Source organism: Bacillus sp. KICET-1 (genome assembly GCF_027721405.1).
In the GTDB taxonomy this organism is placed as follows: Bacteria; Bacillota; Bacilli; order Bacillales; family Bacillaceae; genus Bacillus; species Bacillus velezensis.
This window is the reverse complement of the sequence record NZ_CP113515.1, coordinates 2718919-2738614: the sequence shown is the minus strand read 5'-3', so window position 1 is coordinate 2738614 and position 19696 is coordinate 2718919. Positions and strand designations below refer to the sequence as shown.

Below are 19696 nucleotides of genomic sequence, written 5' to 3'. Positions count from 1 at the left end.
ACGCTGTTTCAGGCGTCTTCTCTTTGTTGCGGCTTTTTCCGCTGCGGCCGCACTTTAGCCCAGTACTGATAATAATCCGTTTTGATAAAACCGTTAAAGAGCTTCCGTTTTTTGGTTGCTTTTCTCCCGTAGGCCTCTTCAAATTGTTCATTTGACGTTAACATGTAGACAGACCATGTATCAAGAGATTCAAATGCCCGGCCCATTTCTTTATACATCTGCTCGACTTCTCTTTTTTCGCCGAGACGTTCGCCGTACGGAGGGTTTCCGACGATTACTCCGAATTCGAGTTTTGTCGTAAAATCCTGCACCCGCATTTGCTTGCATTCGATCAGGTCACCAAGTCCCGCTTCTTCTGCGTTTTCTTTGGCGATGTTTACCATCCGGTGATCCACGTCACTGGCAAAAATCTGCAGCGGCTGATCATAGTTCGCCTTTTCCTCCACTTCAAGACGCGCCTTGTCCCACAGTTCTTTTCCGATCCATTCCCAGTCTTCTGAAACAAAATCACGGTTAAAACCGGGAGCAATGTTTTGCCCGATTAAAGCGGCTTCGATGGCAATCGTGCCGGAACCGCAGAACGGATCAACGAACGGACGGTCAGGCGTCCAGTTGGTTAACTGAATTAACGCGGCAGCGAGCGTCTCTTTAATCGGAGCTCCTCCCTGATCAACCCTGTATCCTCTTTTGTGAAGGCCTGTTCCTGATGAATCCAGTGTAAGTACGGCTTTATCTTTTAAAAGGGAAATCTCCACCTTATACTCAGGGCCCGTTTCTTCAATCCATTCATTTTGTTTTCCTGATTGAAGTTTCAGCTTTTCCGCTATCGCCTTTTTGACGATCCGCTGGCAGTCAGGCACACTGGCAAGCACTGATTTCACGGACTTTCCGATAACGGGGAACTTTGCGTTTTCCGGAATGTACGCGCGCCAGTCAATCGCTTTTGTTTTTTCAAACAGCTCATCAAACGTTTTCGCCTGAAACTCGGCGACCTGTACCTTGATGCGGTCAGCCGTCCGCAGCCATAAGTTAGCGCGGCAGATCGCAAGCGCATCTCCTTCAAAGATGACTTTTCCGTTGTCTACTTTGCATTCATAACCTAAATCACGCACTTCTTTGGCGACGATCGCTTCGATTCCCATCGGCGCCGTCGCTATTAGTGTGTACTTCTTCATCGTATCACCCTGTCTCTTTTAAGCTTTCGTTTCATTCAAGATAAAAGCTCCCCTTTAAAGGAGAGCTCTAATTTGTCATATCAATAATGTTTAACGTTCTGTAAGCCATGTTTTGTTCCGTCGTACTGCAATCGGCTCATCACCTCGTACTCAGGCGGCAATCATCTATCTACAGAAAGTATTCTGTCCTTCTATCTGTTCAGTTCCTTCAAGAAGGTTCCCCTACCAAAATTTGGGTTTCTCGCTCGAGGGGTTTACCGCGTTCCACTCTCACCATTTCTGATGAGACTTCGTCACTGTGGCACTTTCAAGGATACTCAGCCATATCCGGAGACGTAGGCTTTTTTCCTGCCGTCAGCCTATCAAGGCTGCCCTAGCTTATTTCTTCGCTAGGCACGAACACTACGGGCATCTCAGCACCGTGCGAGCATGGACTTTCCTCTACAGATTCAAAGATCTGCAGCGATTACCCGAACGTTAAGAACACTTGTTCATTATAAAGCAACTTGTCTCATTTGACAAGTGCATCTGCCTTATTCGTCATAAAGTTTGCTGCCGAATACATGTTTCTCAAGGTTGGACAGCCTTTTCAGAATGTCAAAGTTGGTCGTATTGGACTGCACCGGCTGTTTTTTACTTGCTTCTTCAAGCTGTTTTTTCAGCTGCAGATTTTCCTGCTGCAGTTCTTCAATTTCTTGATGAAAGGTTTCATAATCCTTAATAATCATATCTAAAAATTTGTCAACGTCTTCTTGTCTGTAACCTCTAACGCCTGTTTTAAATTCTTTTTCCAAAATGTCTTTCGCAGAAAGCTTTACTTTATCAGCAAGCATCTTTTTCACCTCATATCGTGAATCATCATGTTATATTTTATTCAGAAACACGTCCCGTTGTCAAATATTCTCTGACGTGTTATGTAAAGAAATCTTCTTCTTCAACGGCGGCACGGAGATCATCCATTGTAATCGAATAAATCGGATATCCGTCTGTTTCACGGCGTTTTTCTGCCTGCTGCAGCATATATTTCGGCGATCCTTCCATTTCAGGATCATATAAAAGCAAAAGCGCATCTGACTTTTCAATAAAGAACGCGTTTTTCTGCCGGAATTGGAGCGGACTTTCGTACGGCCGATGCGTCAGGCTCTCCTCATAATCTGCCTGAGCAAGCACCGCTTCATACATTTCTTTATTCGGCTCCTTCCACTTTTCCTCCTGGCCGTAGAAAGGCGTGATAACGGCAACCTTTAATTCCGGATACTCTTCTCTGAGATCGTACGCCGTTTCTGCCGCCCAAAGCTCAGTCCCCAGCTGTCCGGATATGAGAATCCATTCCAAGCCTTCGTCAATAAAGCTTCTGAGTCTGGTTTCTATCGCCTTTTTTATATAAACAAGCGCCCGGTCATCCTGTTTAAAAATCCCGAGTTCAAACGGCTTGTATCCTGTTACGGCTAATACTTTCAATTGATCACCTGCTTAAAAAATGGGGCTCCCCATCGGGCCCCATTTTGATTTGCTGATATCCTAACCGATCTTGCTTAAGCGTTCAATACTAATGATCGCAGCAAGGGCTTCCGCACTGAAAATGCTGGTGAGTTGTCGGGTCAACATTTGAAAAAGTGTGCGGATAGTAATGAACGTGCTCAAAGTTGTGGTGATTTACGTTAGTTGTATGTTGCGGATGAATATGCGGCACAACTGTGTTAGAAAAACAATGGTGTTCACAGCAATGAGTCGGATGGACAATCGGCGGCATCACGTTTGGTCTGCAACAATGATGATGAAACATGCTAAATCCCCTCTCCATTAACTTTTATTACACTGTTAGGTTATGAAGAAAAGAGGGTGCATGTTCTAATTCAATCACCCAATTTAAAAGTGCGTCAGCAAGCTGTCTTTAAAATTCGAAAATACAAACGCAATCAAAAAAACCACGACAAAGAACAAGTAAAAAACACCTTTATACATACCAACTCTCCCCTATAAATAACTAACGCTATTTTACAAGATGCGGCACCATTCTACAACAAAATCGATGCGGATTCAGAAAAAAATATTTTTGGCGAAACAGCTCGGCTTTTGCGCTTTCCCGGGCAATATTTCAAGAGGAATATTTCCTCTTGAGCCGGGCAATTCTCACATGGAGCTTCTCGGCTTCTTTTTCCGATATTTCCCCGTCTTCTTCCGCCTGCTGCGCGGCCTGCAGAGCTTTTTTGTAATCTTTTGCGTGATGCTCAAAATAGATCGCCAGCTCTACCGCTGATTGGTGTCTGCATATGTGAAGTTCAGAGCCCGTCAGTTTCTCCCAAAGGGGCACGGCGTCTTGCCTGCGGTTTTGTTTTTTATAAAGCATTGCTAAGTCAAAAAGGGCCCGATCTGAATCTTCAAAGGCTTTGCCTTGCAGCGCTTCCAGCTGTGAAACAGCCCGATCGGTTTCTTTATGAGCGATAAACCATTTCGCCATGGCGTATGCTTCCTGACGTTCTGACGTCTGATCAGAAGATGCAAAAATCTTTTTTGACATATGGATGTAAAGAGCGATGAGGGAAAGCACATCTTGTTCATTATGCGAGAGCACTCCCTTTAAAAGAGCCGGGTCCTCCGCCTTTAAAAATTGAAAATACAGCATCGGCGCCAAATAACCAGGGGTGTCTTCGTCCCTTTTAAAAGCAAGCTCTTCATTTTCAACCGCCGAAAGCGATACACGCTCTAATTTATGTTTCCAAAGCCGTCTCGCTCCGTGCAGAAGATCAAAGTGTCCGAAGTCAGGAAGTTTCGGAAGCCTGTCCCGCAGCAATGTATGCCTAGTTTTTACCTGCGGCCAGTCAAAGGCTTTTCCGTTATACGTAACAAGAGACGTAATGTCAACCTCACTTAAAAAGCTTTTGTAAAGAGCCGTCTCGTTTCCCGGTTTAGGAAGCAGATGCTGTTTAACCGCGACACGGTCTTCATACACTCTTGCATGACCGAGCAAAAAGATCATATTGCCGGCCCCGCCGCCGAGGCCGGTCGTTTCAGTATCAAAGAAGAACAGCTGGCTTTTTTCGTATCCTTCTGCTGATAAAGTATGTGTCAAACCGCCTTTATTCCATAATGCCATGACGTCATCAAGTTCACTGAAGCTGTACCGTCCGTGACGGTGCGAAAGCGGATAGACGGTTTCGCGGATAAGACAGTATTCATCCTCAAAAAAGAAAGGCTTCACTCCGAATGCCTCCCATTCTTCTCTAAATGGGACTTGAATATCCGGGACCGAAAGTTGTGAAGCTGCCGGCTTTTTTTCAGCTTCCGGCACATTCAGGTGGTTTTTCATCCGCTTTAATTTATTTTTCAAGGACATCTTTCGTCCCCCTTTTCTTTTACACGTAATTCAAGAGCCGGAGTATCGCTTTCTTTGCATCTATTCCTTCTATTTCGGAGCCGATGCAGGAAGGACATCCGTCTTGACATGGACATTGTCTGATCAGGCGCTCAGCCCCTTCATTGATTTCATCAAATCGCTTATATACTTCATCAGCAAGTCCGATTCCGCCCGGATAATGATCATACAGAAAGATTGTCGGAAGTCCGGTATGTGCGGCTTTGATTTGCGGCACGACATGCACGTCATTTCGGTCGCACATGACGTATACAGGCACGATATGCTGCAGGACGTGGGCAATGCCTAAAAGCAGCTGTTCAAGCGTTTTTTCGCCGATCTCCGAATCCGTCTCTTTCAATTCAAGCCAGGCAGCACTGGTATGCAGTTCTTCTTCTGGAAGATGAATCGGCCCTGATCCTATATTTTCAAATGTCGTCATTTTAATTTTTTTAAATATTGTCGGAAGTGCGTTCACGGTTACATCGCCGAAATGTAAGGCCGTTTTCTTTCTGCTGTCCGTTCTGTCAATGTCCAGCACTTTCAGCTGCACCGCTAAATTGGCATCTGTATAATATTCGACATCGACCTTTCGCACGTACGCTTTTTTATGGTCCCAATCAAGCTTTTCAACCTGGTACTGCACCCCTTCATGAAGATAAATCGCTTCATCATGAAGAAGCGTCATCGCGCTGAAACGGTCCATTTCTCCGATGATTTTTACATCAGCCGTCTCTGACCGGTCAACGATGACCACGTTTTCCTGTGACGCCGAACGGAGACTGATGTTGGAGGCGGGAAAAGATTCGCTCGCCCAGTGATAGCGTTCGCGGTTTTCGTGAAGCACCCCTTCTTCCTCTAAATACTCGAGAATGTCTCTTGCATCATTTTCTCCGAATGTTTCATCGGCTCTGAAAGGCAGCTCATACGCGGCGCATTTCAGGTGATCGACCAGTATAATGAGATTATCGGGATTAATCCTTGCAGATTCAGGCGAGCGTTTAAAGAAATAATCAGGATGGCGCACAATATATTGGTCAATCGGATCAGAGTTCGCCACCATCACGATAAGCGCCTCTCCCTGCCGCCGTCCGGCCCGGCCCGCCTGCTGCCATGCGCTCGCGACACTGCCCGGGTACCCCGTCATCACGCAGACCTGAAGCTGGCCGATATCAACGCCAAGCTCCAGCGCGTTTGTGCTGACAACCCCGAGAATGCTGCCGTCTCTTAACCCCCGCTCTATTTCTCTTCTTTCTTTCGGAAGATATCCGCCGCGATAACCTCTGACAGACTTCGCGCCGATTTCCTTTTTTACGATCTCCTGAATGTGGCTTAAAATAATTTCAACCCGGACACGGCTTCTTGCAAAAACAATCGTCTGGATCTTATTTTTAAAAAAAGTTTTGGCAAGTTCGTTCACTTCCACGGTGGCGCTTTTTCGAATATGCAGCGGTTTATTTATAATCGGAGGGTTGTAAAAAGCAAAGTGCTTTCTTCCGGCCGGGGCACCGTTGTCGTCAATCAGGCGCACTGATTTTCCCGTCAGCTGCTCCGCCAACTCCCTCGGATTGGCGATTGTGGCGGATGTACAGATAAATGACGGCTTGCTTCCGTAAAAAGCGCAGATTCTCATTAAACGGCGGATGACGTTCGCCACATGGCTGCCGAATACGCCGCGGTACGTATGTAATTCATCAATGACGATATATTTCAGGTTTTCAAACAGACTCACCCATTTTGTATGATGGGGAAGAATGGCTGAATGAAGCATATCGGGATTTGTGATCACAATATGCCCGGCTTTTCTGACTTTCTGCCTGATGGCCGGAGACGTATCTCCGTCATAGGTGAAGCTTTTAATGTCCATGCCCATCTCGTCTATGATTTCGTTCAGCTCGCTTTTTTGATCCTGCGCGAGCGCCTTTGTCGGAAATAAATAAAGCGCGCGGCTTGAAGCATCTTCCGCGATAGACTGAAGAACCGGAAGATTATAGCACAGTGTTTTTCCGGAGGCCGTCGGTGTGACAGCCACAATGCTTTCTCCGTTTTGAACCGTCTGAAAAGCGGAGTATTGATGTGTAAAGAGCCGCTCGATCCCCCTCTTTTCGAGAGCCGCCCGAATGTTCGGATCTACTTGCTCCGGCATCGGCATGGTTTTCGCCTCCCGCGGTTCCTCTTCATGCCAATGCACAATATTTTCATGATTTTTTAATTCCTGTATCAGTTCGCTCAGTGATTTTTTCTTCATCGTTCACACCTCTTTATGAGGTACAGTTTACCGAATATTTGTTTGCCTGGCTAGATGAAAATCCTGCACAAGAAAAAAAGCAGGGAATCAGCCCCTGCCTACTTCATTTTTATCGTAAAAAGCTCTGTTTGTCCTTTTTTCGCTTCATTTGCGCCTGCAAATTGCAAAGGTTCTGCGGCATCGCCATTCATAATCACCATAGGGATGACGGTGCTGCTTGCTTTTTCTTTTATTAAATCCAGCCGGCACGTTAAAAGCAGATCGCCTGTTTTCACTTTGTCGCCTTCTTTTACATGCGCTTCAAAGCCTTCACCGTTCATATTGACGGTGTCCAAACCGACATGTATCAAAAGTTCCGCTCCGGAAAGGGTGCGGATGCCGACAGCATGTTTTGTATGGAACAGCTGAATCACTTCTCCCTCAACCGGTGAAACAATGTCTCCGTTTGCAGGCTCGACGGCGATCCCATCCCCCATCATTTTTTGTGAAAATACGGGATCCGGCACTGAAGCCAAATCCATCACCGCTCCGTCAGCCGGAGAAAAAATCACTTCTTCGGCCGGCTTTTTCCGGCTGTCTCCCAATCCAAATAATTTTTTCAGCAATGTGTTGTGCTCCCCTTCCTAAATGTGAATCCGTTACCAGTTTATTCTCCACTATTTAACCATACTTTCTTTTTTCCTTCAATTCTTAACCATACGGCATAACATCGCATAGTCTGTTTGTAAAAAGGCGGTGGTCATATGGATCAATCACAAAACGATAAACTTGATCCGCAAAGAAATGAGGACATCATCAGCCATGCGATGGACCAATTTTTTCACTCAGGTCCCTTCGCAGAATTGATGCAGGGTTTTCAGCACCTTGTCAATTCGGCTTTTACTGAAGCGCAAGTGACGATTGACGTCAGAGAAGAGCCGACGGGCCTCGCGGTTGATATCAGCGTTCCCGAGACATTCCGTGACGGGGATATGCTGGTGGAAACGAAAGGGTGCTACCTTCACGTTACAATCCGCTACGATCATAAACAGGCTCATTCATCCCACGTGTCTTCAAGCATGACAAGAACCGTTGTCCTCCCGTATAAGGTGAGTGAAGAAGATATGGAAACATCCTGGAATGAACAGACGCTTACCCTCTTTTTCCCTAAAAAATAAGCATGAATGATGGATATCATTCATGCTTTTTATTTGAAGATATTGGTGAGGCCTTTCACCAGCGATCCGACCTGATTTACGGCGCTTACCATCTGCCCCGTTGTATCTATCATTTTATTAAAGTCAAACTGTCCGTTCGTTTTTTTAAACTGGGAGAGTATGCCTGAGAATTGGGAAGACTGCTGCTGATTCGGTCTGGGAACGGGGTAAGGATTCACAAACCCCGGCTGCCCCCCGGGCATGGCTGCCTGAGGAGGAGGGGGAGCAAACGGCTGCTGCACATGACCGTATTCCTGATTCGGATAAAATTGCTGCGGGTACTGCCCTTGCTGATGATATGGCGGCGGCTGCAATGGCTGTATCTGCTGCGGACTCGGCTGTTGTAATGGCTGTATCTGCTGGGGACTCGGCTGCTGCAGCGGCTGTATCTGCTGCGGGTAGAAATATCCCGCCGGCTGCTGGTACATATTTTGATAGGGCTGCGCTCTCCATTGCATATGACATTCCCCCTTGTCTCTCACTAAGTTTCTGCTATATATGTATGAATTCCGCCTTGGTTATGTGCTTTCGGAGATTCTGATCTTTGTCAAATGCTGTCGAAAGTCTTAATTTTTTAAAAACAGAAAAAAGTCGAATCGTTATGTTACCATAATCTCAACATACATGAGAGGGGATGCACCATTATGAACGTATCATACTTAAGAAAGCGTTTTGCTGAAGTGAAAAAATATGAAACAGATTGTGCAGATAAACTGATGGACTTTGCAAAATTCCTCTATATTCAAGGCCATCTCACCGCAACCGAATTTCGAAACAGTATGAAGGTTCTCGAAGCAAGTGGAGCAGAAAACCCGGCGTATGAATAACATACCCGACCCCTTTATATAAAAGAAGGCAGCCGTTTTCAGCTGCCTTCTTTTTCAATTTCATCCCTTAATATACGAAGCGTATATAAAACAGATTCAGTTAAATCTCTGTATCTTTTTTTATGAATATGATGAACATATGATTGGAGCATCAGCTCTCCGAAATTTTCTGTAACGGCCTGAATCTGTGCGTGATGAACGTATTTCGGACGGTTTTCCTGAATAAACGCAAGCGCTGCTTTAGTCCAAAGCGCGCAAAGCCGGTCTCTTTTTTCAACATCGGGTTTAATAGTCTCAAAAAAATCATATGAACGGCCTGACTCTTTTCCATCCTGATACCTTTTTTCGGCTTCAAGAACCGCCTTTATCATTTGTTCTGTCAGCTCCAATAACGACTGTGTCTGCAAACGGACTCACCTCAGTACATATGGTACCAAAGTTTTTGCATAAAATCAGCTGATCCGGCAGGCTCTCGGCAAATCCTTTTTACGCCGGTCAGCCAAAAACAGGTCATCAATACAAACATGAAGCTCCCGCGCCTCTTCCTCAAGGCGGGAAAGTTTCTCCTGTCTGATTTCTTCAGCTTCCGCCTGACAGGATCTGACTGCCTGGGTAAGCGTTTTTTCAGCAGCAGAAATCCGGATTTCAATATCAGAAAGCAGACGGAGAATATCAGCCTTGCTCGTGTAAACAGACATTCATGTTCCTCCCTTTTATCACTTGCGTCTCTTTAGAATATAATTCTCGTTTTCATACCGCTCTCCTCTGCACATGACAAAACTAGAAGCAGTTCGGCAAACAAACAGAGATTATCCTAAAAGGCATGCCTTTCGACAAAAAAGTGCCGCAAACTTTGTATGAACCGGCACGTTAATGCAAACGATACAGTTGAGGAGGTGCCGTATGAAAACGAGACCGAAAAATGCAGGTAAACAGCAAAAAACCGAAGCAAAAACGACTGATACGCTTGATAAAAAATTAGGCGGCCCAAACCGCCCTTCCACGTAACACATCAGCAGCCCGAAACCCCAGCGAACGGTTTCGGGCTTTTTCATTTCTTCAGCCACTCTTTAACCGCGAAGAGCGCATGGAGCTCCCGTCTTTTTTGGAAGTACCAGTCCGTCAGTTCAAGCTGTTTCGGCATTTTCTCCTGTAAGAAAGCCCCTTTTCTTAACCTTTTTTGAAACCAATCCGCCCTTTCGCCGTCTAATGGGTGGGCAACAATGGGATAGGTTGTCCTCAGCATCGGTGATGTTCTTTTTTTGATGCCGATCATTTTCTCCATATCAAAGCGCGAACCGGTATGAGGAACGGTATCAAGAAAACGGTAAAAAGAAGCGTGCAGATCAGGGCTGAACAGAAGGCGGGCCAGCTGTTTTCCGAGCGTAATTCTTTCTTCGGTTTTCGAAAACCGTTTGACGGAAATTCCGTATAAATGTCCGTCAAATGAAGGGAATATCACCGTATTAAAGTGAAACCAATCACTTAAATAAAAAGGAATCGTGCCAAAAACATTCTTTTTAAACGAAGGATTTTGTATAATAGGTGCTTGGATAGTGTTTTGTTCATTTATAATAAGAGCATACATGAGCCGTTCCGTATCTCCGTCACGCCAAAAGCGGAACCATTCTTCCTGCATAAAAGCCGAGACGCGGAAATGAGGAAGATGACGGAAAAGAGGTTCGCCGATTTGTTTTGACCACTGGTAGACCAGAAGCTGAGGATAGGCATCAGAAAAAATCAGCCAATTCGCCCTTTCATACGAAAGGAAAAACCAGTTTTTCTGACTGCTGTCAAGACCCTCCTGATAAAGGACGCCTCTTAAATCAGTCATCGACCAGCCCGCATTGCGGGACACAAAGGATGCCAAAAGCGGCCACTTGATCTCAGGATGGCGGTCATAATATGCTTTATAGGCATTCGTCCGGGAAATATTATCGGCATTTTTTATTTTCGTCTCTTTTTCGATCAGGCGAAGAATGGCGGTTACGGTCTGTCGTTTATGCACGTTCATTCACTTCCGTCACTATTAGTTTGATAAGGAGGATGGAAAAAGTGATTCGGTACCCGAATGGAAAAACTTTTCAGCCGAACAAAACGGTTTCATCCCAAAACAGCCAGAAACGGACCCATTCATACAGTAATCGCGGCATGACCCTCGAAGACGACCTGAATGAAACGAATAAGTATTATCTGGCTAACCAAATTGCTGTCATTCACAAAAAGCCGACACCCGTCCAGATTGTAAACGTCCACTATCCGAAAAGAAGCGCCGCAGTCATTAAGGAAGCTTATTTTAAACAGTCTTCAACAACTGACTACAACGGCATTTATAAAGGACGCTACATTGATTTTGAGGCAAAAGAAACAAAAAACAAAACGGCATTTCCCCTGCAGAATTTTCATGATCATCAGATTGAGCATATGAAGCAGGTGGTCAGGCAAGACGGCATTTGTTTTGTTATTATATCCGCTTTCGGAAAGGTTTATTTCCTCGAGGCCGACAAGCTGTTTGTCTTTTGGGAGAGAAAGGAGAACAACGGCAGAAAATCGATTCGCAAAGACGAATTAGAAGATGCTTCCTTTCCGATTTCCCTTGGATACTCACCGAGAATTGATTATATTAGTATTATTGAACAGCTTTATTTTTCGCAGGAACAGTAGACTGAGCGAAAGGTTGATAAACGAAAGGTTGATAAACGAAAGGTTGAGATGTTATGTCAGATCAATTTATGAGCCGTGAAGAACGCCGTAAGGCAAGGCAGACGAAAAGCACTAAGCCCTCTTCACCGAAAAAAGGCAAGAAACAGCGTAAAGGCGGTTTATTCAAAAAGATTGTGCTGTCCTTGGTTATTCTGTTTGTCCTTGGCATAGTCGGCGGAGCGGCGGCATTTGCCGTTTTGGTTTCCGGCGCGCCGTCTTTGGACGAAGCCAAGCTGAAAACGCCTTACTCTTCAACGATTTACGATAAAAACGGCAAAGAAATCGCGGAAGTGGGCGGCGAAAAACGAACCTACGTCCCGATTAAGGATATACCCGATGTTGTGAAAGAAGCATTTATCGCAACTGAAGACGCCCGTTTTTATAAGCACCACGGTATAGACCCGATCCGGATCGGAGGCGCCTTGGTCGCCAACTTTACGGATGGATTCGGTTCAGAGGGAGGAAGCACAATCACCCAGCAGGTTGTGAAAAACTCGCTTTTGACCCATCAGAAAACGATTAAACGGAAAGCACAGGAAGTGTGGCTTTCACTGCAGCTGGAGCGCCATTATTCTAAAGATGAAATCTTAGAAATGTATTTAAACAGAATTTATTTCTCACCGCGCGCCTATGGCGTCGGTAAAGCGGCTGAAGAATTCTTCGGCGTAAAAGATTTGAGCAAGCTTACGGTTGAACAGGCGGCGACGCTTGCCGGAATGCCGCAAAGCCCGACCGGATATAACCCGGTTAAAAATCCGAAGGCTTCCGAAAAACGCCGAAACATTGTTCTCAGCTTAATGGAAAAGCAAGGATTCATTTCAAATTCTGAATACCAAAAAGCGAAGAAAGTGTCCATGAAAGATGAAGGCGTCGTCAGCCAAAAGGAATACGATAAAAAGGACACAAATAAATACAGCGCTTTTGTTGAAGAAGTTATGAAAGAAATTGAGACAAAAGAAAAGAAAGACGTCGATATTTCAACTGACGGACTGAAAATTTATACGACTCTTGATACGAAAGCACAAGATTATCTTGATCAATTGATGAACGGCGACACAGCCGGATTTACCGAAGGCATGCAGGGCGGCGTCACGCTCCTTGATACGACAAACGGAGAAATCCGCGCCATCGGAGCAGGACGGAACAGAACTACCGGGGGATTCAATTATGCAACACAAGGTAAAACCCAGCCCGGTTCAACGATAAAACCGATTCTGGATTACGGCCCGGTCATTGAAAATAAAAAATGGTCGACGTATGAGCAGATTGATGATTCGGCTTATACGTACTCTGACGGCACACCGATTCACGACTATGACAATAAATACAGAAATATGATATCAATGCGGGAGGCCCTCTCAGACTCGCGTAATATTCCGGCTCTGAAAGCATATCAAGCAGCCGGTAAAGATAATGCCGTCGACTTCGCAAATGACTTAGGACTGGGATTAAACAAAGAGAGTGTAACCGAATCTTATTCGATCGGAGGATTTGGTCAGGATAACCGCGGTGTATCTACTATGACAATGGCGGGCGCCTACAGCGCTTTCGGAAATAACGGAACGTACAATGAACCGCATGCGGTCACATCGATTGAATTTAATGACGGCACTAAGCTTGATTTAACACCGAAACCGAAAAGTGCTATGAGCGATTACACGGCATTCATGATTACCGATATGCTCAAAACAGTCGTGCAGTCAGGAACAGGCAGACTGGCTCAAGTACCGAACGTGGAAGTCGCCGGTAAAACGGGTACGACAAACTTTACTAAAGGTGATATTCAAAAATATAACATTGCTCCGGGCGGAGTCCCAGACTCATGGTTTGTCGGATACACCCCTCAATATACAGCGGCGGTTTGGACCGGAGTTGAGTCTGGCAACAAAGCAGGTAAGAAATCACTGTCTGCTGCTGACCAGCAAGTCGCAAAACGGATTTTCCAAAAGCTGATCTCATACGTCGATGACGGTAAAGGAAGCTTCAAGCAGCCTGACAGCGTCGTCAAAGAAACGGTTGAGAAAGGCTCGAATCCTGCCGCTTTAGCCGGACCAAATACACCGGATGATAAAAAAGTGACGGAGTACTTCGTGAAAGGAACGCAGCCAACTGCCGTTTCTAAAACGTACACGAAAGAAAAAGCTGATAAACCGACAGGATTGCAAGTGAAATACGACAAAGATAAAAAATCATTAACCTTAAGCTGGAATTATGACGGTGATGCAACATTCAATGTCAAACAATCCGTTGACGGCGGAAGCTACAGTGACATTCAAAACAGTTCGGCAAAAGAAGCCGTCGTCTCAGATGTCACACCAGGCTCCACATACAGCTTCCAGGTGACAGCGGAAAACGATGACGGAAAAAGCGATACGGCATCAGCATCTTTCAAAGTCCCGAAAGATGAAGAAGACGATGCAGATAAAGATAAAGCGACTGACGATGAACAGAAGTCTGATGAAGATAAAGATAAAGACAAGACGCAAACCGATGATTCAAACAAAGATGACGATCAGACAGATACGTCTGACGGATCGGATCAAACACCAACTGATGACTCAGATAAAAATCAGGATCAATCCGATAAGGATCAAACGGATGACAACAATCAGAATCAGCCCGGTAACGGGACGGATAACAACGGACAGCAAGATAACGGCTCTGATAATGATTCCGGTTCAGACGGCACAAATAAACCTGACAGCGGTCAAACGGACAAAAACCAAGACTCATCTTCAACTATCAACGGGCAGTCCAATTCGTCAACCATCCAGTCAAATTCCGCTCATTAGCGGACGAAATCCTTCACCTCAAACAGGTGAAGGATTTTTTTCATACAAAAAAAACCTCCTTATGAGAAAAGGAGGTTTTTAACATTTGTTCATAGCTTCATATTTATGATATTGTTTCTTCATCTCCGTCATCAATTCATCCAGCTGAATAAACGAGTGAAATTGAGTCGGTTTCGTTAAAATAAACGCCATTCGCTCCGCCCAATTGATCGGTTCGGCGGGAAAATGTTTTGTTTCAAGCACAGTCCAGTCGAGTGATGTAACCCGCTCCCCTGCCGTCCAGTGAAAAGCGGCAATCAGACAGGCAATTCCCTTCAGCATGTCATTTTGATCACATCTCGATTTTCTTGTTTGAAAAACGGGAAGCAGCGTTTCTTTCGTTTCATTCCAAATCTGAAACAGAAACGGGACATATTCGCCCCTTTCCCTCCATGGCTGCACTGTTGGCTGACCGCTGAAATCCATATACAGCGGATGGCGGCGCAGCGCCGTTTTGATCTCGAGGCTTTCCAAGTCCGTAAGGCTGCGCAGGTATGTTTCATAGCCTGCCAGAATGTCAATCGCCGTCACCGTTTCACCAGCCCTTTTTTGTCACGCTTCTGCCCTTCTCTGCATAGCGGAAGCAAAGGACATTCCGCACAGCGGGGAGATTGAGCTTTACAATGATACCTGCCGAAAAATATTAATCTGTGATGCGTAACAGACCAATCCTCTTTCGGCACTTTTTTCATTAATGTTTTCTCTACTTCCAAAACAGAGTCCTTCCAGCGGCAGATACCGAGCCGTTTAGAGACCCGCTCCACATGAGTGTCTACTGCGATCGCAGGTACGCCGAAAGCAACAGACACGACCACATTTGCCGTTTTCCGTCCGACACCCGGCAGATTCACAAGCTCATCCCGGTCTTTCGGCACTTCTCCGCCGTACTCTTCGATGATCATTTTGCTCAGCTTTTGAATATTTTTGGCTTTATTACGGTACAGGCCGATTGATTTAATATCCTGCTGGAGTTCTTCCAGCGATACGGCAAGATAATCTTCGGGCCGTTTATATTTTTGAAATAGCGTTTTTGTCACTCTGTTGACGAGAGCATCCGTACATTGCGCGGATAATGCGACTGCCACAACCAATTCGAAAGGATTTGAATGGACAAGTTCACATTCTGCGTGCGGAAACATATCGCCGATTTTTTCAAGACAATATTCAATCTGCTTTAAATTTAACACGTTTCTCCCCTTCTCATGTTATTGTTCCAGCCAATTGTAAAAAGGCACCTGCCTCGTATACTCTTTTTGCGGATCATTTTGTTTCGTTTGAACACGCCGGAATTTTTGGCTGTGCGCCTTCGCCTGCTCAACCGTTTTGAAGCCGTTCTTTTTCCATTCAAATAAAATCCGGTCAATATAGCGAAAACTGAGTTTCCCCGATAAAACGGCTTCTTTTAAGGCGTGTTTAATCAAAATCGCATCATGCTGATCCTGATCCTGCCATATGGCCAGCGTCTCGCATTCAAGCGGCGACAGCGGTCTTCCGAACTCTTCTTCAAAGATGGTATACAGGCTTTTTTGTTCTCTTTCTGACGTTCTTTCCTGCGTTTCGTTTTGTGAATGCTGCATGTAATCATACAGCTTCGCCCATAACGGCTGCAGAGAATATTTTTCAAACTTTATGCCGTTATGGTCTTCACATTCTTCAATAAACAGAAAACCTTTTTGAATAAACATTCTCAGGCAGCTTGTACATTCTTCAGCAGAGATGGACATGCCTGATTGAAGTTCAAACGGCGTCGGAAAATAAGAGCCCTTTTCCAAATGCATTTTAATCTTCAAAAGCAGGATTAATTCGGTTTCATTCAGCCCAAGCTGCCGGTAATGTGTCAGCAGCAGGTTGGGAATGCTTGAAGTGCCGAGTTCCTGCATATCTATAAATTGCTGTTTTTTCATCCTTACACCTCTTACTGTAAAAGGTTATCTCCGGGAGCTTTCCCCTTTACTTAGAAAAAGTCTCCCTTGCAGGAGACTTCGTTTTTCATAACTATTACGGATACAGACGGTTCAGAAGTCTCGGGAACGGAATCGTTTCACGCACGTGAGGCGCTCCGCTGATCCAAGCCACTGTCCGCTCAAGTCCAAGGCCGAAGCCGGAGTGCGGAACAGAACCGTATTGTCTGAGTTCAGCATACCATTTGTAAGCATCTGAATCCAGACCGTGTTCTTTTAATCTTTCTTCCAATAAATCCATATCATGAACGCGTTCTGAACCGCCGATGATTTCCCCGTAGCCTTCCGGAGCGATTAAGTCGGCACATAACACGACATCGTCACGATCTTTGGCAGGCTGCATATAAAACGGTTTTAATGATGTCGGGTAATGAGTGATAAACACCGGTTTGTCATAGCTTTCTGCGATCGCTGTTTCATGCGGCGCACCGAAGTCATCTCCCCACTCAATATCGTCAAAGCCTTTTTCTTTCAGGAATTCGATCGCTTTATCGTACGTAATGCGCGGGAATGGCGCTTTGATTTGTTCAAGCTTCGATGTGTCTCTTCCTAATGTGTTCAGCTCGATCTTACAATGTTCCAGCACGCTTTGCACGATGTATGCAACATAATTCTCCTGAACTTCAAGGTTTTCTTCAAATTCAACAAATGCCATTTCAGGCTCAATCATCCAGAATTCGATGAGATGGCGTTTCGTTTTCGATTTTTCCGCTCTGAACGTCGGTCCGAAAGAGAATACTTTTCCGAGCGCCATTGCAGCTGCTTCCATATACAGCTGGCCGCTTTGAGACAAGAAGGCGTCTTCATCAAAATATTTCGTCGCGAACAGCTCAGTCGTGCCTTCCGGAGCGCTTCCCGTCAAAATCGGCGGATCAACTTTCACGAAGCCTTCTTTGTTGAAAAATTCATAAGTCGCACGGATGATTTCGTTGCGGATTTTCATAATTGCGTGCTGGCGTTTCGAACGGAGCCATAAATGTCTGTGATCCATTAAGAATTCCGTACCGTGCTCTTTAGGCGTAATCGGATAATCAGTCGCTTCGTGAATGACTTCAATGGATGTAACAGCAAGCTCATAGCCAAGCGGTGAACGCTCGTCCTCTTTCACAATTCCTTTTACATAAAGTGACGTTTCCTGCGTCACTGATTTCGCGATTTGGAAGATGTCTTCTTCTACTTCAGCTTTGACGACAACTCCCTGAATGAAGCCGGTACCGTCTCTCAGCTGTAAAAATGCGATTTTACCGCTTGAGCGTTTATTAGCGACCCAAGCTCCAATCGTTACTTCCTCGCCTGTGTGTTTATACACTTGGTTGATTGTTGTTTTCAAACTCTTTCCCTCCAGAACAAGAAAGACATTCAGGAATCTGCCTGAATCTCTTTTTTCATCACTTTATTATACCCGTTCTACTCTAACGGGGTCAATGCAAGTGAAAAGCGGCTTTAAAAGCCGCTTTTTCAGAATCAGCTGTGTTTTTCCGTGAAGCGGCGGATTCTTTCGACCGCCTCTTCTAAAAGATCAAGTGACGTTGCGTAAGATAAGCGGACGTTGTCCGGTGAACCGAAACCCGAGCCCGGCACGATGGCGACTTTTTCTTCTTCCAGAAGCGCCTTGACGTATTCATCGACATCTTTGAATCCGCAGTTTTCTGCGGCCGCTTTGGCGTTAGGGAACAAGTAAAACGCCCCTTCAGGCTTGACACAGGTGAATCCGGGAATTTCACTGAGCTGAGCGTAAATGGTGTTCAGTCTGTGCTCAAATGCCTGTCTCATCTCTTCCAGCGGCTCAGCCGGACCGTTATAGGCCGCAATAGCGCCGTATTGAGCGATGGACGTCGGATTTGATGTGCTGTGGCTCGCAAGGCTCGTCATCGCTTTAATAATCGTCTCCGAACCCGCCGCATAGCCGATCCTCCAGCCCGTCATGCTGTGAGATTTCGAAACGCCGTTAATGATGATCGTCTGCTCTTTCAATTCATCTGAAAGCTGTGCGATTGAGACGTGTTTTTTTCCTCCGTATGTAAGCTTCTCATAAATCTCGTCGGAAACGATCAGAATGCCATGCTCCAGACACACTTTTCCGAGTTCCGCAAGCTCTTCTTTCGTATACATAACACCTGTCGGGTTGCTCGGTGAATTGATAATGAGCGCTTTTGTTTTCTCGGTGATGGCCTGCTTCAGCTGCTCCGGTGAAATTTTAAACTGATTGGATTCCAGCCCTTCTGCATAGACGGGACGCCCCCCTGCCAGTTTCACCTGCTCAGGGTAGCTGACCCAGTAAGGAGTCGGTATAATCACTTCGTCCCCTTCATCAAGAATGACCTGAAATAATGTATACAGAGCGTGTTTCGCTCCGGTGCAGACAATGATTTCTGACGGCTTATATTCAATCCCCTGATCGTTTTTGAATTTTTTTGCGATACTGTCTTTCAGCGCCGGCAGACCGCCTGAAGGCGTATATTTTGTGTGGCCTTCATTCATGGAACGCACCGCGGCATCTATAATGTGCTGAGGCGTATTAAAATCCGGTTCTCCTGCTCCGAGGCCGATGACATCATGGCCTTCTGCTTTCAGCTCTTTCGCTTTTGCAGTAATTGCAAGTGTTGCAGACGGTGTTAATGCGGATACTCTTTTTGCCAATTTCAACTTGAACTCCCCCTAATACGTCTCACGGTGTGATGTTTTTGAGAATCTTGCCGCTTGTAAAGTCCACATAGCTAAAGCTATACTGCCCGCTTTTGTTGATATAGGTCACTTCCCATAACGGAACATTGTTTTCTCTCGCCGGGTGAACGCCATTCAGCTTGGAAACAAGCCCTTCGTCCCGAACGATCTTGGCAGCCTTGCCGCTTGAAATGCCGTCACTGGCTTTTTTTGAGAGGATTTTTGCTTTTTTGTCGGCCGGAACCCATACATACATATCTTTTCCATGTTTATCCGTTCCGGTAACAACATAATATTTCTGTTTGCCGACAAAGGTCTCCACTTTCTCAGCATCTGTCAGATCCGTTTTTTCTTTAGCCGCTGCGGCAGCTGTTTCGTGGCCTTCTTCTTTTTGAGCCATTGCAGATTTAAAAATGCCGGCCGAAAATAAAAGAACTGCTAAAAAAATAATACCAAATACGGCTGTAAATATTAATGCTTTTTTTCTCATCTTTTTCACCTATGTACGATAAATGGTGAAGACCGCTTCATTTTGATTTTCTTCGTCGAGCGCAAGGCCGAACATCAGATTGTCCCGTTTCAAAGTCCGGTTTAATGTATCGACGATTTTATATAAATCATCTGAATGCTCCACATTAATCGTTGACAGAATTTCAATTTTGCTTTCCATTTTTATACCCTCCATCGGTCGAACAAATTTTGTTAGTCATAACGGGATGCGCCCGCGGCATAATAA

The 19696-nt window shown here is 45.4% G+C and carries 23 protein-coding genes, 1 other RNA gene and 1 pseudogene; 5 read left to right on the top strand and 20 right to left on the bottom strand.

Annotated elements, in window-relative coordinates; all coding sequences use genetic code 11:
* Window positions 1–8 precede the first annotated feature (8 nt).
* The 9 genes and pseudogenes from OVA33_RS14040 to OVA33_RS14000 form a co-directional block, all read right to left on the bottom strand.
* Window positions 9–1175, bottom strand: coding sequence for a THUMP domain-containing class I SAM-dependent RNA methyltransferase (locus OVA33_RS14040; RefSeq protein ID WP_022553050.1), 1167 nt, complete (start codon window positions 1173–1175; stop codon window positions 9–11).
* Between the two features lie 96 nt (window positions 1176–1271).
* An RNA gene (gene rnpB, locus OVA33_RS14035) (RNase P RNA component class B) lies at window positions 1272–1653 on the bottom strand.
* Between the two features lie 55 nt (window positions 1654–1708).
* Entirely contained in the window at window positions 1709–2008 is a 300-nt protein-coding gene (gene gpsB, locus OVA33_RS14030) for a cell division regulator GpsB (protein WP_003153541.1), read from the bottom strand.
* A 79-nt stretch (window positions 2009–2087) separates the two neighbouring features.
* Entirely contained in the window at window positions 2088–2636 is a 549-nt protein-coding gene (locus OVA33_RS14025; protein WP_007409499.1) for an SLOG family protein, read from the bottom strand.
* Window positions 2637–2724: 88 nt separating this feature from the next.
* Window positions 2725–2961: a spore coat protein CotD gene (cotD, locus tag OVA33_RS14020; protein ID WP_003153539.1), complete on the bottom strand. Its 237-nt coding sequence runs from the start codon at window positions 2959–2961 to the stop codon at window positions 2725–2727.
* Between the two features lie 83 nt (window positions 2962–3044).
* Window positions 3045–3152, bottom strand: a pseudogene (locus OVA33_RS14015) (hypothetical protein); the annotation flags it as partial.
* 121 nt (window positions 3153–3273) lie between these two features.
* Window positions 3274–4512: a ribonuclease H-like domain-containing protein gene (locus OVA33_RS14010; RefSeq protein ID WP_025649787.1), complete on the bottom strand. Its 1239-nt coding sequence runs from the start codon at window positions 4510–4512 to the stop codon at window positions 3274–3276.
* A gap of 19 nt (window positions 4513–4531) precedes the next feature.
* Window positions 4532–6778, bottom strand: a complete 2247-nt coding sequence (locus OVA33_RS14005) for a DEAD/DEAH box helicase (RefSeq protein ID WP_025649788.1) — start codon at window positions 6776–6778, stop codon at window positions 4532–4534.
* Window positions 6779–6876: 98 nt separating this feature from the next.
* Window positions 6877–7383: a PTS sugar transporter subunit IIA gene (locus tag OVA33_RS14000; protein ID WP_012117833.1), complete on the bottom strand. Its 507-nt coding sequence runs from the start codon at window positions 7381–7383 to the stop codon at window positions 6877–6879.
* 138 nt (window positions 7384–7521) lie between these two features.
* On the opposite strand from OVA33_RS14000, the gene OVA33_RS13995 reads away from it, so the two are divergent.
* On the top strand, window positions 7522–7935 hold the full coding sequence (locus OVA33_RS13995) for an Hsp20/alpha crystallin family protein (protein WP_017418017.1): 414 nt from the start codon (window positions 7522–7524) through the stop codon (window positions 7933–7935).
* Between the two features lie 29 nt (window positions 7936–7964).
* Here OVA33_RS13995 and OVA33_RS13990 read toward each other — a convergent pair whose 3' ends face one another.
* Window positions 7965–8432 carry a YppG family protein gene (locus OVA33_RS13990; protein ID WP_017418018.1) on the bottom strand — a complete coding sequence of 156 codons (468 nt, stop codon included), beginning with the start codon at window positions 8430–8432 and terminating at the stop codon, window positions 7965–7967.
* A gap of 186 nt (window positions 8433–8618) precedes the next feature.
* Between OVA33_RS13990 and OVA33_RS13985 the strand changes: the two genes are divergently transcribed.
* Window positions 8619–8801 (top strand): YppF family protein, encoded by a 183-nt coding sequence (locus OVA33_RS13985; RefSeq protein ID WP_003153532.1) that lies wholly within the window; start codon window positions 8619–8621, stop codon window positions 8799–8801.
* A gap of 38 nt (window positions 8802–8839) precedes the next feature.
* Here OVA33_RS13985 and OVA33_RS13980 read toward each other — a convergent pair whose 3' ends face one another.
* Both OVA33_RS13980 and OVA33_RS13975 read right to left on the bottom strand, forming a co-directional pair.
* Window positions 8840–9208 carry a YppE family protein gene (locus tag OVA33_RS13980; RefSeq protein ID WP_017418019.1) on the bottom strand — a complete coding sequence of 123 codons (369 nt, stop codon included), beginning with the start codon at window positions 9206–9208 and terminating at the stop codon, window positions 8840–8842.
* A 45-nt stretch (window positions 9209–9253) separates the two neighbouring features.
* The gene (locus OVA33_RS13975) at window positions 9254–9499 is read right to left on the bottom strand and encodes a DUF5446 family protein (RefSeq protein WP_014418233.1); all 246 of its coding nucleotides are present in this window, start codon (window positions 9497–9499) and stop codon (window positions 9254–9256) included.
* A gap of 205 nt (window positions 9500–9704) precedes the next feature.
* Here OVA33_RS13975 and sspM point away from each other — a divergent pair, with 205 nt between their 5' ends.
* Entirely contained in the window at window positions 9705–9809 is a 105-nt protein-coding gene (sspM, locus tag OVA33_RS13970) for an acid-soluble spore protein SspM (RefSeq protein ID WP_003153525.1), read from the top strand.
* 43 nt (window positions 9810–9852) lie between these two features.
* Here sspM and OVA33_RS13965 read toward each other — a convergent pair whose 3' ends face one another.
* Window positions 9853–10815: a DUF2515 domain-containing protein gene (locus OVA33_RS13965; RefSeq protein ID WP_014418234.1), complete on the bottom strand. Its 963-nt coding sequence runs from the start codon at window positions 10813–10815 to the stop codon at window positions 9853–9855.
* Window positions 10816–10856: 41 nt separating this feature from the next.
* Here OVA33_RS13965 and recU point away from each other — a divergent pair, with 41 nt between their 5' ends.
* Both recU and OVA33_RS13955 read left to right on the top strand, forming a co-directional pair.
* Window positions 10857–11465: a Holliday junction resolvase RecU gene (gene recU, locus OVA33_RS13960; RefSeq protein ID WP_115940742.1), complete on the top strand. Its 609-nt coding sequence runs from the start codon at window positions 10857–10859 to the stop codon at window positions 11463–11465.
* A 53-nt stretch (window positions 11466–11518) separates the two neighbouring features.
* Window positions 11519–14296, top strand: coding sequence for a PBP1A family penicillin-binding protein (locus tag OVA33_RS13955; RefSeq protein WP_128974094.1), 2778 nt, complete (start codon window positions 11519–11521; stop codon window positions 14294–14296).
* Window positions 14297–14374: 78 nt separating this feature from the next.
* On the opposite strand, the gene OVA33_RS13950 is transcribed toward OVA33_RS13955, so the two are convergent.
* The 7 genes from OVA33_RS13950 to OVA33_RS13920 form a co-directional block, all read right to left on the bottom strand.
* Window positions 14375–14866, bottom strand: coding sequence for a YpoC family protein (locus OVA33_RS13950; RefSeq protein ID WP_012117839.1), 492 nt, complete (start codon window positions 14864–14866; stop codon window positions 14375–14377).
* Window positions 14863–15522: an endonuclease III gene (nth, locus tag OVA33_RS13945; protein ID WP_007612187.1), complete on the bottom strand. Its 660-nt coding sequence runs from the start codon at window positions 15520–15522 to the stop codon at window positions 14863–14865. The genes OVA33_RS13950 and nth overlap by 4 nt, the downstream gene beginning before the upstream one ends.
* Before the next feature lie 18 nt (window positions 15523–15540).
* Window positions 15541–16239, bottom strand: coding sequence for a DNA replication protein DnaD (gene dnaD / locus OVA33_RS13940; RefSeq protein WP_017418023.1), 699 nt, complete (start codon window positions 16237–16239; stop codon window positions 15541–15543).
* A 94-nt stretch (window positions 16240–16333) separates the two neighbouring features.
* Entirely contained in the window at window positions 16334–17626 is a 1293-nt protein-coding gene (gene asnS, locus OVA33_RS13935; RefSeq protein ID WP_003153515.1) for an asparagine--tRNA ligase, read from the bottom strand.
* A 134-nt stretch (window positions 17627–17760) separates the two neighbouring features.
* Window positions 17761–18942: a pyridoxal phosphate-dependent aminotransferase gene (locus OVA33_RS13930; RefSeq protein WP_007612190.1), complete on the bottom strand. Its 1182-nt coding sequence runs from the start codon at window positions 18940–18942 to the stop codon at window positions 17761–17763.
* Between the two features lie 22 nt (window positions 18943–18964).
* The gene (gene tseB, locus OVA33_RS13925; RefSeq protein ID WP_022553042.1) at window positions 18965–19450 is read right to left on the bottom strand and encodes a cell wall elongation/penicillin-binding protein regulator TseB; all 486 of its coding nucleotides are present in this window, start codon (window positions 19448–19450) and stop codon (window positions 18965–18967) included.
* A 9-nt stretch (window positions 19451–19459) separates the two neighbouring features.
* Window positions 19460–19630 (bottom strand): YpmA family protein, encoded by a 171-nt coding sequence (locus OVA33_RS13920; RefSeq protein WP_003153512.1) that lies wholly within the window; start codon window positions 19628–19630, stop codon window positions 19460–19462.
* Window positions 19631–19696: the final 66 nt, after the last annotated feature.